Origin of the sequence: Lederbergia citri, from assembly GCF_018343625.1 — a bacterium.
Lineage (GTDB): Bacteria > Bacillota > Bacilli > Bacillales > Bacillaceae_C > Lederbergia > Lederbergia citri.
In genome coordinates this window covers 329,379-344,712 of record NZ_JAGYPG010000002.1, presented here as the reverse complement: position 1 = coordinate 344,712, position 15,334 = coordinate 329,379, and the positions used below count along the sequence as shown (strand labels likewise).

General features: G+C 39.1%; 13 protein-coding genes. 12 read left to right on the top strand and 1 reads right to left on the bottom strand.

Annotated features, from left to right (window positions below; all coding sequences use genetic code 11):
• The first annotated feature begins 23 nt into the window (after positions 1-23).
• The gene (locus KHA97_RS10425; RefSeq protein ID WP_213124686.1) at positions 24-2,138 is read left to right on the top strand and encodes a sensor domain-containing phosphodiesterase; all 2,115 of its coding nucleotides are present in this window, start codon (positions 24-26) and stop codon (positions 2,136-2,138) included.
• A gap of 304 nt (positions 2,139-2,442) precedes the next feature.
• Here the strand turns inward: KHA97_RS10425 and KHA97_RS10420 are convergent, their stop codons facing one another.
• Positions 2,443-2,676 carry a hypothetical protein gene (locus tag KHA97_RS10420; protein ID WP_213125824.1) on the bottom strand — a complete coding sequence of 78 codons (234 nt, stop codon included), beginning with the start codon at positions 2,674-2,676 and terminating at the stop codon, positions 2,443-2,445.
• Between the two features lie 302 nt (positions 2,677-2,978).
• Between KHA97_RS10420 and KHA97_RS10415 the strand changes: the two genes are divergently transcribed.
• From KHA97_RS10415 to secA, 11 genes are all read left to right on the top strand, one after another.
• Positions 2,979-3,524: a hypothetical protein gene (locus KHA97_RS10415; protein ID WP_213124685.1), complete on the top strand. Its 546-nt coding sequence runs from the start codon at positions 2,979-2,981 to the stop codon at positions 3,522-3,524.
• Positions 3,525-3,678: 154 nt separating this feature from the next.
• Positions 3,679-4,041, top strand: coding sequence for a flagellar protein FlaG (gene flaG, locus KHA97_RS10410; RefSeq protein WP_213124684.1), 363 nt, complete (start codon positions 3,679-3,681; stop codon positions 4,039-4,041).
• 26 nt (positions 4,042-4,067) lie between these two features.
• A complete protein-coding gene (fliD, locus tag KHA97_RS10405) occupies positions 4,068-6,212 on the top strand; it encodes a flagellar filament capping protein FliD (protein ID WP_213124683.1) in 2,145 nt (714 codons plus the stop codon).
• A 57-nt stretch (positions 6,213-6,269) separates the two neighbouring features.
• Positions 6,270-6,674 (top strand): flagellar export chaperone FliS, encoded by a 405-nt coding sequence (gene fliS, locus KHA97_RS10400; RefSeq protein WP_213124682.1) that lies wholly within the window; start codon positions 6,270-6,272, stop codon positions 6,672-6,674.
• Positions 6,671-7,021 carry a flagellar protein FliT gene (locus KHA97_RS10395; protein ID WP_213124681.1) on the top strand — a complete coding sequence of 117 codons (351 nt, stop codon included), beginning with the start codon at positions 6,671-6,673 and terminating at the stop codon, positions 7,019-7,021. The genes fliS and KHA97_RS10395 overlap by 4 nt, the downstream gene beginning before the upstream one ends.
• 111 nt (positions 7,022-7,132) lie before the next feature.
• On the top strand, positions 7,133-7,687 hold the full coding sequence (gene hpf, locus KHA97_RS10390; RefSeq protein WP_213124680.1) for a ribosome hibernation-promoting factor, HPF/YfiA family: 555 nt from the start codon (positions 7,133-7,135) through the stop codon (positions 7,685-7,687).
• Between the two features lie 192 nt (positions 7,688-7,879).
• The gene (gene ggt, locus KHA97_RS10385) at positions 7,880-9,490 is read left to right on the top strand and encodes a gamma-glutamyltransferase (RefSeq protein WP_213124679.1); all 1,611 of its coding nucleotides are present in this window, start codon (positions 7,880-7,882) and stop codon (positions 9,488-9,490) included.
• A 122-nt stretch (positions 9,491-9,612) separates the two neighbouring features.
• Positions 9,613-11,226, top strand: coding sequence for a gamma-glutamyltransferase (ggt, locus tag KHA97_RS10380; protein ID WP_213124678.1), 1,614 nt, complete (start codon positions 9,613-9,615; stop codon positions 11,224-11,226).
• Between the two features lie 222 nt (positions 11,227-11,448).
• Positions 11,449-12,015, top strand: a complete 567-nt coding sequence (locus KHA97_RS10375) for a chromate transporter (RefSeq protein ID WP_213124677.1) — start codon at positions 11,449-11,451, stop codon at positions 12,013-12,015.
• Positions 12,012-12,545: a chromate transporter gene (locus tag KHA97_RS10370; protein ID WP_213124676.1), complete on the top strand. Its 534-nt coding sequence runs from the start codon at positions 12,012-12,014 to the stop codon at positions 12,543-12,545. The genes KHA97_RS10375 and KHA97_RS10370 overlap by 4 nt, the downstream gene beginning before the upstream one ends.
• Positions 12,546-12,736: 191 nt before the next feature.
• Positions 12,737-15,250 (top strand): preprotein translocase subunit SecA, encoded by a 2,514-nt coding sequence (gene secA, locus KHA97_RS10365; RefSeq protein ID WP_213124675.1) that lies wholly within the window; start codon positions 12,737-12,739, stop codon positions 15,248-15,250.
• Positions 15,251-15,334 lie beyond the last annotated feature (84 nt).

Below are 15,334 nucleotides of genomic sequence, written 5' to 3'. Positions count from 1 at the left end.
TCTTAACACAAGGACGTGTTTTAATGGAACTGCATCATGCTCCCTGTATACTGCTTTTTAATAAAGAAAAACAATCCTTTTCGCTCATTCATGATCCAAATAACCTTTTTGAGCAGCATCATTCGTCTTTTTCTACTGAGCTATTAAAAAAGGAGTTTGACAGTGGAAGAGTTCTGGAAATATTGGTTGGTGATTCGACTTTTGAAGTGACATCTACCAATCTTTCTAATAACGAAATCCTTTTTATTCTTTTGCCACATGTTGGGAAAGGATTTTTTGAAGCAGTTGAAATGGAAAAAATGTTAAGGGATCAACAACAAAGACTATTTGAATTAGCAAAAGCCAAAACCATTTCTAAGGCAGAAATCCAATCGATGCTCAGAGAAATATGTGAAACGATTTCAATTTTAATCAACTGTGATCGAGTGGGCATTTGGATTTTTAATGAAGATCAAACCATTCTAACATGTCGAAATTTATATGATAGGCAATCGCATAGGCATCTTTTAGGTGTGGAATTGCATGCTGAACAAATGCCTACATATTTTGAAGAAATAGTAAGAAGTAGATCTCTAGCGGTTACAGACACAGAAACTGATTTGCGTGTAAAGGATTTAAGTGGATATTTCCAGCAAATAGGCGGAGTTAAATCACTATTGGATGTTCCTATAATATTAAGTAAAGGTATAGGCGGAGTGCTATGCTGCGAATCTTTTTCGCAGAAAACGTGGTCGGAGTTAAACCAGACTATAGCAGGCATGCTGGCGGATATGGTCAGTTTCATATTCGAACGGTTAAATAGGATTGAAGTAGAAGGTAAAATGCTGGAGCTTGCTTATATTGATCCTTTGACTGGTCTTTCTAATCACCATGCTTTTCTTGAAGAAGTAAATGAAAAGATGAAAGCATTAAAACCCGGGGAAAAAAGATTGATGGTTTATTTGCAGCTTGACCAGTTTGATAGTATTCAAGACGTGCTTGGTTATAGCAGCGGCGATGAAGTCCTTATGACTACGGCAAAACGTCTACAAGAATCCATTCAATCAAAAGGGCTTGTCTCTAGAATTGGATTCGGTCATTTTGCTTTATTCTTGCCAGCGAATTCAGAAGGTGAAGTTAAATGTGTAAGCATGGAGGAAATTGCAAATAAATTACGTGCGCCTATGTTTATTCAAGGACAGGACGTATATGTTACGCATAGTTATGGAGTAAGTATATATCCTGATCATGGTCAAGATGCAAATAAATGTATTCAAATGGCACAAGTTGCTTTAAATGCTGCAAAGAAAAAGCACGCAAGATCTGTTCAGACGAGATTTACTGAAGATATGATTAATATTATTGAGGATGATCTCCTTGCCGAAATGAACTTGCGTAAAGGGCTTGATTTAAATGAATTTGAGCTTTTTTATCAGCCTAAAATAAACAGTTTTACAGGTGAAATTATTGGGTTCGAAGCGCTAATCAGATGGAATCATCCAGAAAAAGGGCTCATTCCTCCACTCAATTTTATTGGACTTGCGGAATCGACAGGACTCATTATTGCTATAGATGAGTGGGTGATTGAACAAGCATTTATACAACTTGAAAAGTGGAAAGAAGATGGGGAGCAAGATTATACACTTTCAATAAATATTTCCCCGAGGCATTTTTTACATTCTAGATTAAATCAATGTTTGAAAAATTGTCTCGAACAATACAAAATTAATCCACGCCAACTTGTCATTGAAATTACCGAGAATGTGGCGATGGAGGATTTCGATAAAGTCAAAAATAGAATTTCGGAATTGCAACAACTTGGTTTTTCAGTAAGCATCGATGATTTTGGAACTGGCTTTTCTGCATTTCATTATTTGCAACATTTCCCAATCCAAGAAATAAAGATTGATCGTCAATTTATACGGGATATTGCGAATAATGAAGTGAGTAAAGGGATCGCCAAAACGATTATCGACCTTGCGAACTTATTGAAATTGAATGTAGTCAGCGAAGGGGTTGAAACGATTGAACAGTGGAAGACGCTTAAAAAATTGGGCTGTCCACAATTGCAAGGTTTTTATTTTTCAAGACCTATGCCTATAGATGAACTTCAATTATGGCTGAATAAACACGAACAAGGAAGAGTTCCTTTGCATTAATACAAAAAGCCCCTATTTAGGGGCATTTTTGTTAGGAGATGTCTACTTAGTTTTGGAACCCATATTTTTAAATTGATTTTTCAGTTTGTTGCGGGATTTTTCATTTCGAAGTAAATAAGCAGCGCCAAGTGCAAGTGTGGTAAATAGAGCTTTGTTTTTCATAAATGGCATTCTCCTTTAAGTAGATTTCTCATATCTTCTTATTCCCTATTTCTTGCGGAATAAACGAGCACTCGATATTTCCCGGGAAATGTCGAAAAGGGTAAGCCATATTTTTTGTATGACAAGTCTAACTCACGTGATATTAAATGAAAAACGGAAATCCAAATCCGAATGGTGGGAATCCAAATCCAAACCCTGGGAACCCAAACCCAAATGGACGTCCAAAGCCAAATCCAAACGGTCTCCCAAATCCGAATGGTCGACCAAACCCAAACTGGCGATCCCAACTTCCTTCTTGATATTGCTCCATTGGAATATATTGATGATAATGTTCCATAGGAACGTGACCATAACCAATCTGATTATAATTATTCACGTGGCATCCTCATATTTATATATTTGGTAAGCTTCACTGCATCATATGCGGAGGATGGGAGTTTGGAGCAATATGGACAACTAAATGGGCACTTGTCTATAAAATAGAAAGGAGACTGGTTACATTACCAGTCTCCCTGACCCTTTAGGGGGTCTCCACTCCACGGTCCACTTTGCAACCATCAGCATCGTACTTCATAAGGAACCACTCCTTTGATGGAAAAGTGATATATGGAGTTGTACTAATCATTTTCCCGATTTCGTCAAAATAAAACATATTTTTTTAAAAAAGTAGGGATTTAATTGAAAAAAACTTTCTTCATTTCTTTGATTATTGCAATCGTAATGATAGGTTCTCTTACAGCACTGAATTTAGCATTGCCTACTGTATTTGCCATTACGTTTATATTTACTTTTTTAATAATTTTTATGCCACAACTATACTATATGTATTTTTCAAAAGACGTGAACAAAATTGAACGGTTTATGCAGAATAATATAAAACAACCGCTCATCGCTTTGTATTATGGTGTAGCAAATGAAGATGATCAGCTCGTTTCCGAATCAATAGAAAAGGTGTTGAAAAAGTATAAAAAGCCGCACCATAAAGCAATTTTTAAAACAATACATTCTCTGTATAAAAAAGATTTTTCCGAAATTAAAAAGTATGTTAGTGATATCAAACCCCTTCCATACCAATATTATTATGTAGGTGTTAATGCCATTAATGAAAGGAATTTTAGCAAAGCAGAAGAGATTGTAGGGAAAATAGAAATTGCATGTATGAAATATGAATTGAAGGCAGCGCTTGAAAGGGAAAGCGGATGCCACGAAAAAGCGGTATCGTAGGCGGAACGTGCACAAGAAAATGCAAAAGGTCTACAAAAATATATGATTTATAAACATCATATTCGAGAGTTTTCAAGGTGAATTAAACTATTGGTAATCTTTGCCGATATTAAAACTAGATTATGTTCAAACTGGGGCGAAGGGGAGAAGAAGGATGGTAGGACAGGTTGGAGGAGGTTTATCGGTAAATCTAACATTTAAAGAACCTGTAGTAAGCAAGGTGGAAGGAGCAAGTGTTGTCCAAGGACAGCCAACAGAAGTAGATAAGACTCCATCACCTATTGTTTATCCACTTGAACAAGTAGAAAAAGTGGTCAACAGCATGAACGACTTTTTGAAGGCATCTCCGAACACTCACTTAAAGTTTCAGTACCACGATAAACTGAACGAATACTACGTGACAATTGTCGATGAGGTATCACAAGAAGTTGTAAAAGAAATTCCAGCGAAAAGAATGCTAGATATTTTTGCAGCCATGACAGAATATTTAGGACTGATGGTTGATAAAAAAATCTAAACAGCTGGGAAATGGAGGTATAGTAGATGAGAATTGCAGGTCTTGCAAGTGGCATGGACATCGAAAAAATGGTCAAAGATTTAATGCGCGCAGAACGAATGCCACTTGATAAACTAAAACAAAAAAAGCAAATCCTCGAATGGCAGCGCGACGACTTCCGTGCTTTGAACACAAAACTGCTATCATTTCGAGACAAACTATCAAATTTGAAATTGACACCAAACTACCGTGCACGAACAGTAACATCTTCGAATGATGCGTTTGTTTCGGCTACGGTGACGAGTGGGGCCTCGCAGGCTTCGTATTCGATTTCGCAGGTGAAGCAGTTGGCGAGTGCTGCTGTTATGGTTAATTCTGGAGGGATTTCTTCAGGGGAAATTGATCCGGCTAAGAGTCTTAAGAGTCAAGATGGTGTACTGGGTACTTCAATTGTTTGGGATAAAGGTGTAGTTAGTAGCAAGACACTAGATGTAAATAAAGATAGTGTGCCTGATGAAAATGTCACTATTTTAGACCTGAAGCTTAAGGGGGATAAATTAAAGTTAGATATTTTATCTAAAAATGAACCCCCTGAATATAAAGAAAATCCTCAAATTAATGTAAAAGTAAATGGCAAATCATATGAAGTGGTTATGATGGGTGATGTCCAAGAGCTGAATGATAATCAAGTTGCTGTTGATGAAAACGGGAATCTAAAATTCGGAGTAAAACTACCTAAAGATGCCACTGTTAAAGTAGATTATGTGCTTCAGAGTAAAACAGAGAGAATTACTGTTACGGACGATGTTCCATTAAATGTTATTAATCTTGGAAAGCAAGTTAATAAAGAAGATGTAAAAATAAAGGTAACATTGGAAGATGGAACAAAAACATTTAATTTAACAGTTGGTGACCCAGTCCCAAATGCGGATGGTTTCTTTTATCTTATGGAAGGTAACAGAAAGCTGGGTAAAATAATTCCAGCTACAGGAGCTATCCATTTTGATGAAACGGATGATGGTTTTGAAATTGGTGAAGACAGCAAACCAATAGTTGGTGTGCCACCTGGAGCAAAAATTGAAATCAGTTATAAACAAAATTTCTCATCATTTGATATTAATACAGAGACATCGAAAGGCAAAGTTAACGAAAAAATCTTTTTTATCGAAACTGATACACTAAATAGCGTTATACGAAAAGTAAATGACTCCACTGCGGGCGTTACAATGTATTATGATTCTTTTAAAGATCAAGTTACCTTAACTAGAAAAGAAACTGGAAAATTTGGAACTGGGGATCAAATTACAGTCAGTGGACAATTTATAGAAGAAGTCTTGAAATTTGATGAAAAGAGAACATATACCGATGGACAAAACGCAGTTTTCACCATTAATGGTTTAGAAACTCAACGCTCCACCAACACCTTCGAAATGAGCGGAGTCACGTTTACACTTAAACAAACATTCTTGGAAAATGCTGTACAACCTGTCTCTATCTCAATAGGCAACGACACAAATCAAGTATTTGAAAATATAAAAGCGTTTGTTACACAATATAATGAATTAATTGCCGATATCAACGGGAAGTTAAATGAGAATCGATACCGCAGCTATAAGCCGTTAACGGATGATGAGAAGGAAGAATTATCCGAGAAGCAACAGGAAAAGTGGGAAGAGATGGCTAGAAGTGGTCTTCTTAAAGGCGACCCGATACTTTCCAGCGTTTTATCTGCAATGAGATTGGATATGTCCAGTGTCATTGAAACGAATGGGCTGTTTAAACAGCTTGCGAGTATTGGTATTAAAACGACGGCCAATTATATGGAAGGCGGAAAGCTGGAAATTGATGAGGCTAAGCTTAAGGAAGCCTTAGAGAAAGATCCGCAATCCGTTGAAAACTTATTCCGAGGCGACGGAACGACATCTGACCGAGGTGTCGTGCATAAACTATATGACACAGTTGATGCAGCGATGAAAAAGTTGCAGGAAAAAGCAGGGCGTGCCACTTCAACGAATCAACAGTTTACGATTGGTCGTGAATTATTGAGTGTGGGTAAAAGTATTGATAATTTTGAAACAAGATTGAAACTGACTGAGGATCGCTACTGGCGACAATTTACGGCAATGGAAAAAGCGATTCAACGTGCCAATGAACAATCCAATTATTTATGGCAGCAATTCGCGGGAAATTAAAAAAGCTTTATGAGATAATAGTAAGATACAAGTCCTTAACAACAAGGAGTGAATAAAATGGCAAGCGCTAATCCGTACCAGGCTTATCGTACAAACGCTGTAACGACTGCATCTCCTGGTGAACTTACATTGATGCTTTACAATGGTTGTTTAAAATTTATTAATTTGGCGAAAATTGCTATTGAATCAAAGGACATTGAAGTGAAAAATACGAATATCCAGAAGGCCCAAAATATCATTACTGAATTAATGGTTACCTTGAATATGGATATGGACATTTCTAAAAATATGATTGCTCTTTATGACTATGCAAATCGACGTCTAATCGAAGCAAATATCCATAATGATGTAAAAATCCTTCAAGAAGTGGAAGAACTTATTACGGAATTCCGTGATACATGGAAGCAAGCTATTCAAATGAATCGACAATTGCAGCATGCTGTTGGAGGCAGTGGGGTTTGATGAATGCTGTTGAAAAATGCGTGGAAGTCACTGAGGAAATCATAGCACTGGCTAAGTCAGTCTCCATGGATCGCGATGAGGTTATCGGTGAGATTGAGCGTTTGTTAGACCAGCGTTCAGAATGGGTATCTAAAATAATAAAGCCATTTTCTTCTGAAGACCAAATTAATGGAAAAAAACTGATTGCGTTAGATGAGGAAATGACGAATCAATTAATAAAAATCCAGATGGATATTCAACGCGATATGAAAGAATTGGAGCGAAGAAAGCTGTCTGCCGAAAGATACGCCAATCCTTATGCAGCTACGGAACAACTGGACGGAATTTTTTACGATAAAAGAAAATAAAAAATTCGTCAAATTTCACGTTTTCGACAAATAAATTATTCAAAACAGGGAGGATTTTTAAGTTGTATATAGAAGTATATATACATAGCATTTAAAAAGGAGGAGTTATATATGCTGAACTTCCAAATTCGTGGTGAAAACATCGAGGTCACAGAGGCAATTCGTGATCATGTAGAAAAGAAAGTTGGAAAACTTGAGCGTTACTTTAATGAAACTCCTAATGCAAATGTGCATGTAAACTTAAAGGTCTATCCTGATAAAACATCTAAAGTGGAAATTACCATTCTAATTCCACAATTAACGCTTCGTGCAGAAGAAGTAAATAACGATATGTATGCAGCGACAGATTTAATTGTTGATAAACTTGAAAGACAAATCCGTAAACATAAAACGAAAGTAAACCGTAAATTCCGTGAAAAAGGAAATATGAATGAATTTTTCAATACGAGTGTTAACGGAGCGGCAACTAATGAAGAAGATGATGATGAAATGACCATCGTCCGTACAAAACAATTTGACTTAAAGCCAATGGACAGTGAGGAAGCAGTTCTACAAATGAACATGCTTGGACATAGCTTCTTCATCTACACAGATGCCGAAACAAATGGAACAAACATCGTTTACCGTAGAAAAGACGGTAAATATGGATTAATCGAAACAAACTAATAAAGCTTAAAGCTAGCACGCGGTTTTAAAGGCCGCGTGCTTTTATGTATAAAAAATTTTGTGGAAATAATGAAACTATTAAATTAATATTAATCGTAAGGGCTTACAAATAAGGGCGAAAAAGGGGGGCCAGCACAATTATATTAAACTAGGGTATAAAAATAGAAAAAATTTTACTAGGGAGAATTTTATATGAAAACAGATCATCAGTATTATCCTTACTCTTCACAAAGAATGACGGTTCATGGTCAGAAGGGGATGGTGGCCACGACCCAACCGCTAGCGGCTCAAGCGGGTTTGAGAGTGATGCAGCAAGGGGGAAATGCGATTGATGCTGCGATTGCAACGGCAGCTTGTTTAACAGTCGTAGAACCGAATTCTACAAGTATTGGCGGAGATTCCTTTGTGCTTGTTTGGACGAAGGGAGAATTGCATGGACTAAATGCAAGTGGACCTGCTCCAAAAAGCATCTCAATTGATAAGGTAAAAGAGCTTGGACATGACCATATGCCTGGGATTGGAGTCTTGCCAATTACTGTTCCAGGGACGCCTGCTTCGTGGGTGGCGCTGTCGAAACGCTTTGGGAAACTTCCTTTAAAAGAAGTTCTTAAGCCTGCCATCGAGTATGCCCGCGACGGTTTTCCTGTATCGTCGGAAATCGGGAAGTTTTGGGATATTCGTTTTCATGAGTATACTGAGCAATATAAAGGTGAGGAATTTCAGGAATGGTTTAATGTGTATGCACCGAATGGAAGGGCTCCTGAAATCGGGGAGATTTGGAAGTCCCCAGATCACGCTCGTACATTAGAGGCGATTGCTGAAACGGATGGCGAGGCTTTTTACCGCGGCGAACTTGCGGAAAAGATTGCTCAATGTGTAGCGAAGCACAATGGATTTTTAACGAAGGAAGATCTTTCAGAGTATGAACCTGAATGGGTGCAGCCAATCAGTGTCAATTATAGAGGCTACGACATATGGGAAATTCCTCCGAATGGACAAGGGATAGTCGCTTTAATGGCTTTGCAGATTTTGAAAGATTTTGATTTCGTTGCAAAGGATTCCATCGATGCATACCATAAGCAAATTGAAGCGGTAAAATTGGCGTATATGGATGGATTAAAATATATTACCGACCCGAAAAGCATGATAGTGACGGAAAAAGAATTGCTTTCTGAACAATATGCTGCGGTAAGGCGTGCTCTTATAAATGATCAAGCAATCCTTCCTGAAGCGGGAGAACCGGTCCCAGGGGGTACAGTTTATCTGGCAACTGCTGACGGCGAAGGGAATATGGTTTCGTTTATACAAAGTCATGCGGGAGATTTCGGATCTGGTGTAGTTGTTCCTGGTACGGGGATTTGTTTACAAAATAGGGGCAGCGGATTTTCGCTGGATCCAAATCATCATAATGCATTAGAAGGCGGAAAGAAAACATTCCATACGATTATTCCTGGTTTCATTACGAAGGGAAATGAGCCGGTCGGACCTTTTGGCATTATGTGTGGAATGATTCAGCCGCAGGCCCATGTTCAGGTTGTCATGAACTTGGTTGATTTCGTGTTGAATCCGCAAGCCGCATTGGATGCGCCAAGATGGAGATGGATTAAGGAAAAAATCATCGAAGTTGAGCCGCAATTCCCAGATCATATCGCAAAAGCATTAGTCCGAAAAGGACATATCGTTCAACGGGCTGTCGATTCAGGAATGTTTGGCAGAGGCCAAATAATATGTAGGGATCAAGAAACCGGAATTTTGTCTGGTGGAACGGAACCAAGGGCTGACGGCAGTATCGCTGTTTGGTAAAAGTGAATATTTTAAAAATAAGGATAAAAGCGTTTGCTTTTATCCTTATTTCCTTTTCTATTGTATCTTTACATAGTAAAATTAACTTTGTGTCGATAAAAAAGAAAGAAGGCATTTAAAGCATGAATTTAGATCATTTATATCAACCATATACATCACAACGAACGACTGTATTTGCGAAAAATGGAATGGTGGCGACATCACAGCCATTAGCAGCTCAAGCTGGTTTGGATATTTTGAAAAAAGGCGGCAATGCGATTGATGCAGCGATTGCCACGGCAGCAGCACTTACGGTCGTTGAACCGACTTCAAACGGAATCGGCGGAGATGCATTTGCTCTCGTATGGACGAATGGAAAGCTTCACGGATTAAATGCAAGCGGACCTTCTCCAAAATCGATAAGTTTGGAAAAACTTAAATCACTAGGATATGAAAAAATGCCAGCACATGGAGTGATTCCCATTACGGTGCCTGGAGTCCCTTCGGCTTGGGCAGAGCTTTCGAACAAGTTTGGAAAACTATCATTAAATGAAACACTGGAATCGGCTATTCAGTATGCTGAAGAAGGATTTCCATTGACACCAGTTCTAGGAAAGTACTGGAAGCTTGCATATAATCGATTTTTGGATTTGTTTTCTACGAAAGAAGAATTTAAGCCATGGTTCGATACGTTTGCACCAAATGGGAGAGCTCCTGAAATTGGCGAAGTATGGCGTTCACCTGGTCATGCAGCAACATTACGGTCGATCGCTAATACGAACGCGGAGAGTTTTTACAGAGGAGAACTTGCTGAGAAAATGACTTCCTTTGTGGGTAAGCATGGTGGGTTTCTTTCTATGGAGGACTTAGCTACGTATCAAGCAGAATGGGTAGAGCCTGTTTCGGTCAATTATCGTGGCTATGATGTATGGGAAATTCCTCCGAATGGGCAAGGAATAATCACTCTCATGGCCTTAAATATAGCAAAAGGGTTTAATTTTATCGAAAAAGAAAGTGTAGAAACCTACCATAAACAAATAGAAGCAATGAAGCTGGCATTTATGGATGGCAAAGCGTTTATAACGGAACCTGCCCATATGCCGATCAGTTTCGAACATTTATTGTCTGAGGAATATGCGGAAAAGCGCCGACAAGAGATTGGAGTAGAGGCTTTAGAGCCGACCGCAATTGAACTGCCAAAAGGAGGAACTGTCTACTTGGCAACGGCCGATGGTGATGGCAATATGGTTTCTTTCATTCAAAGCAACTATATGGGTTTTGGCTCTGGAATTGTCGTTCCTGATACAGGGATTGCCTTACAAAACCGCGGACATGATTTTTCATTGGATGAAAGTCATCCGAATGCATTGCAACCTGGTAAGAGATGCTACAACACAATTATTCCGGGCTTTTTAACAAAAGACGGCGAGCCGGTCGGGCCTTTTGGAGTGATGGGTGGATATATGCAGCCGCAAGGTCACTTCCAAGTCGTTTCAAATACAATTGATTTCCATTTGAACCCACAAGCTGCACTCGACGCACCGCGCTGGCAATGGATAGAAGGGAAAAAAGTGCTGCTTGAGCCAAATTTCCCACTCCATATTGCACAGGCATTGGCGAGAAAAGGTCATCAAGTCCAATTAGCAGTTGATGGAGGAAGCTTCGGCCGCGGTCAAGCGATCTGGAGAAACAATGAAAATGGCGTTTTAATAGGAGGAACTGAGTCGCGTACGGATGGATCGATTGCGGCTTGGTGAGTTGGGAAAGGTGTTTTCTGAGTGAAAGTGGTACTTGATTTAGAGTAATACTACTTGTTAATTTTTATCCTTTTAATAAGGCTGCACACCTTATTTAAAAGGATTGATAATGATTAATAGGATGAATCTATCCATTAAAGGGTATATGACAAATGTCCGTAGACCTTATTGGGTTCATTGCAAAATTACACGTAGTGCTTCAGACAAAGGCGGTTTTACTTAATGAAACATAAAGATATATTCATAGCTTTTTTTCGATCGGGTATTCTCGGATTTGGAGGGGGGCCATCTGCCATTCCCCTCGTTCACAGAGAAGTTGTCCTCGTCTATAAATGGATGAATGACGAAGAGTTTTCAGATGTTTTAGCTCTTGCCAATGCATTGCCGGGACCGATTAATACAAAGATGGCAGGATACATCGGCTGGAGAGTGGGCGGATTTTGGGGGATGATGAACGCGTTATTCGCGACCGCCATACCTACCGTTATTCTGATGATTTTATTTTTAACTTTACTAGCGGCGCATAAGGATAAGCCTTGGGTGGCTGGCATGTCTAAAGCAGTTCTGCCTGTAGCTGGTGTGATGCTCGGGGTTTTAGCATGGGACTTTTTTATAAAATCAAAGAAATCATTAGGTTGGCTTTGGGGCATAATCCTTATTCTTGTTAGCGTCGTTGCATTAGAAATTCTTCATATCCATCCAGGTATTTTGATTGCTGTTCTTCTTATTGCCGCCCTAGCTTTAGGCAGTAAAAAGAAGGCTAAGCAAAAGGAGGGGGGCCAATTATGATTTACTGGCATATCTTTCTTGCCTTTTTCATTCCAGGAATTCTTGGATATGGGGGAGGGCCGTCCTCTATTCCTTTAATTGAAAATGAAGTTGTGGATAGGTACGGCTGGCTGACAGTTCATGAATTTAGTGAAATGCTGGCACTCGGAAATGCACTGCCTGGTCCGATTGCGACAAAGATGGCAGGATATATAGGCTATCAACAAGCAGGAGTCCTTGGTTCAGTAGTTGCCTTATTTGCAACGGTTGCTCCGTCGATGATTCTCATGATTGCGATGCTCGGAATTTTATTAAAATATAAACATTCAACACAAGTGAAAAAAATGACACAGCTCGTTAGACCTGCTATTGCCGTCCTTCTAGGCATCATGACAGTCAATTTTTTCGTCAACTCAGTTTCAACAGCAGGTTCAGGATATATTCACACAATTATTATTGGGATCGCTAGCTTATTACTACTGGAAAAATGGAAAATCCATCCTGCATATGTCATTGCGGGTGCACTTGTCTATGGAGCCATTTTCTTATAGAGAAATTGAACCTGTCCCTAAGGGGACTGTCCCCATAGGGACAGTCACCCAAAAATACAGTACGCTTGTTGTCATGAAAAGCCGATAGTGATAAGATTAGTAGTCAGGAGTAGTTATTTTAGGCTAGGTTTGTGAAACGTATCCTATCATTATTTTCGCCCGAATTTTATACGTAAGGGAGCGTTCTATATATGGTTGCTTTTTTAAATAAATTATTTGATCTAAATACACGGGAATTAAAACGTCTAGAAAAATTGGCCGATAGTATCCAAGCGTTAGAATCAGAAATGGAAAATAAATCGGATGATGAATTACGCGAAAAAACAGAAGAATTTAAGGAAAGATATCAAAAAGGGGAATCGCTTGAAAGTCTTTTAGTAGAGGCGTTCGCGGTTGTCCGTGAAGGTGCACGTCGTGTGTTGGGTCTTTATCCTTACCCAGTTCAGCTAATGGGGGGAGCTGCTCTTCACGAAGGTAATATTGCAGAAATGAAAACGGGGGAAGGTAAAACCCTTACTGCCACAATGCCCGTTTATTTAAATGCCATCACTGGAAAAGGTGTTCATGTCGTTACAGTAAACGAATATTTAGCGAACCGTGACGCAACTGAAATGGGAGAGTTATATCAATTTTTAGGACTGACTGTTGGGCTCAATTTAAACAGCATGTCCAAAGAAGAAAAACAAGAAGCGTATGCGGCTGATATCACATATGGTACGAACAATGAATTTGGCTTCGACTACCTACGTGATAATATGGTGCTATATGCAGAGCAAAGGGTTCAAAGACCGCTTCACTACGCGGTTATTGACGAAGTAGACTCCATTTTAATTGATGAAGCGAGAACGCCATTAATTATTTCAGGGCAAGCTCAAAAATCTACACAATTGTATATTCAAGCTAATTCATTCGTCAACATGCTGAAAAAAGATGAAGATTATACGTATGATGAAAAAACAAAAGGTGTTCAGCTGACAGAGGAAGGAATTAATAAAGCTGAACGCTCCTTTAAAATCGATAATCTATTCGATATTTCTCACGTAACGTTAAACCATCATATCAACCAAGCTTTAAAAGCTCATGCAAGTATGCACCTTGATGTAGATTATGTCGTCCAAGAAGGCGAAATCGTTATTGTTGACCAATTTACAGGGCGCCTTATGAAGGGACGTCGTTTTAGTGACGGACTCCATCAAGCAATTGAAGCAAAAGAAGGCGTTGAGATTCAAAATGAGTCTATGACGATGGCGACAATCACATTCCAGAACTATTTCCGGATGTATGAAAAACTTGCTGGTATGACTGGGACCGCTAAAACGGAAGAAGAAGAATTCCGGAACATTTATAATATGCGCGTTATTGCGATTCCTACTAATAAACCTATTACGAGGGACGACCGCCCTGATTTAATTTATGCATCGATGGACGGTAAATTCCGTGCAGTCGTTGAAGATATTGCAGAACGTCATAGAAACGGTCAACCTGTGCTTGTTGGTACTGTCGCAATTGAAACATCAGAGTTAATATCTTCTCTTTTACAAAAGAAGGGTGTAAAGCATAATGTATTAAATGCTAAAAATCACGGTCGTGAAGCGGAAATCATTGTGGAAGCTGGGCAAGCTGGCGCTGTCACAATTGCAACTAATATGGCCGGTCGTGGTACCGATATTAAACTCGGTGAAGGCGTAAAAGAATTAGGTGGATTAGCGGTTATAGGAACAGAGCGTCATGAATCGCGAAGGATTGATAATCAGCTAAGAGGACGTTCTGGACGTCAAGGGGATCCAGGTATTACTCAATTTTATTTGTCTATGGAAGACGAATTAATGAGAAGATTCGGATCGGATAATATGAAAAACATGATGCAAAGACTTGGCATGGATGATTCGCAGCCAATTCAAAGCAGAATGGTTTCCAAAGCAGTCGAATCTGCACAGAAACGCGTTGAAGGTAATAACTTTGATGCTCGGAAACAGCTTTTACAATACGATGATGTTTTACGTCAACAACGTGAAATCATTTATCAACAGCGAAATGATGTAATGGAATCAGAAAATCTTCGCGATATTGTAGAAAAAATGATTGTTTCAGTCATTGAGCGTGCAGTTTCTGCACATACTCCTTCACACGAAGAAGAAGAGCAATGGAACTTACAAGGCATCATTGATTATGTAAATGCCAATTTGCTTCCTGAAGGCGATATTACTGCGGAAGATTTGAGAAGAAAAGATCCAGAAGAAATGGTTGACCTTATTTTTGGTAAAGTAAAAATTCGCTATGATCAAAAAGAAGAATTTTTATCACCTGAGCAAATGCGCGAGTTTGAAAAAGTTATTTTACTCCGTTCTGTTGATTCTAAGTGGATTGATCATATCGATGCAATGGAACAGCTTAGACAAGGTATTCATTTACGTGCTTACGGTCAAATTGATCCGCTTAGAGAATATCAAGCTGAAGGTTTTGCGATGTTTGAAAGCATGGTCGTGGCAATCGAGGAAGATACTGCAAAATACGTCATGAAAGCGGAGATTCGCAATAATTTGGAACGTGAAGAAGTGGCAAAAGGCCAAGCCGTGAATCCGAAGGAAGAAGGCGGAGAAGTAAAAAGAAAGCCCGTCCGTAAAGAAGAGAGCATCGGACGTAATGCACCGTGCCCATGTGGAAGCGGGAAGAAATATAAGAATTGTCATGGAAGATTGGCCTAGGTCACTTCCTAAAACTAGAGGAATATGCCCGTCGAATAGCAGTTAACATCGCCGGGCATAGATTCTGTATATCATAAACGTTAA

Coding starts and splice junctions, on each gene's coding strand:
- KHA97_RS10425 (WP_213124686.1), top strand. CDS start 24: ATGGAACTGCATCATGCTCCCTGTATACTGCTTTTTAATAAAGAAAAA.
- flaG (WP_213124684.1), top strand. CDS start 3,679: ATGGTAGGACAGGTTGGAGGAGGTTTATCGGTAAATCTAACATTTAAA.
- fliD (WP_213124683.1), top strand. CDS start 4,068: ATGAGAATTGCAGGTCTTGCAAGTGGCATGGACATCGAAAAAATGGTC.
- fliS (WP_213124682.1), top strand. CDS start 6,270: ATGGCAAGCGCTAATCCGTACCAGGCTTATCGTACAAACGCTGTAACG.
- hpf (WP_213124680.1), top strand. CDS start 7,133: ATGCTGAACTTCCAAATTCGTGGTGAAAACATCGAGGTCACAGAGGCA.
- ggt (WP_213124679.1), top strand. CDS start 7,880: ATGAAAACAGATCATCAGTATTATCCTTACTCTTCACAAAGAATGACG.
- ggt (WP_213124678.1), top strand. CDS start 9,613: ATGAATTTAGATCATTTATATCAACCATATACATCACAACGAACGACT.
- KHA97_RS10375 (WP_213124677.1), top strand. CDS start 11,449: ATGAAACATAAAGATATATTCATAGCTTTTTTTCGATCGGGTATTCTC.
- KHA97_RS10370 (WP_213124676.1), top strand. CDS start 12,012: ATGATTTACTGGCATATCTTTCTTGCCTTTTTCATTCCAGGAATTCTT.
- secA (WP_213124675.1), top strand. CDS start 12,737: ATGGTTGCTTTTTTAAATAAATTATTTGATCTAAATACACGGGAATTA.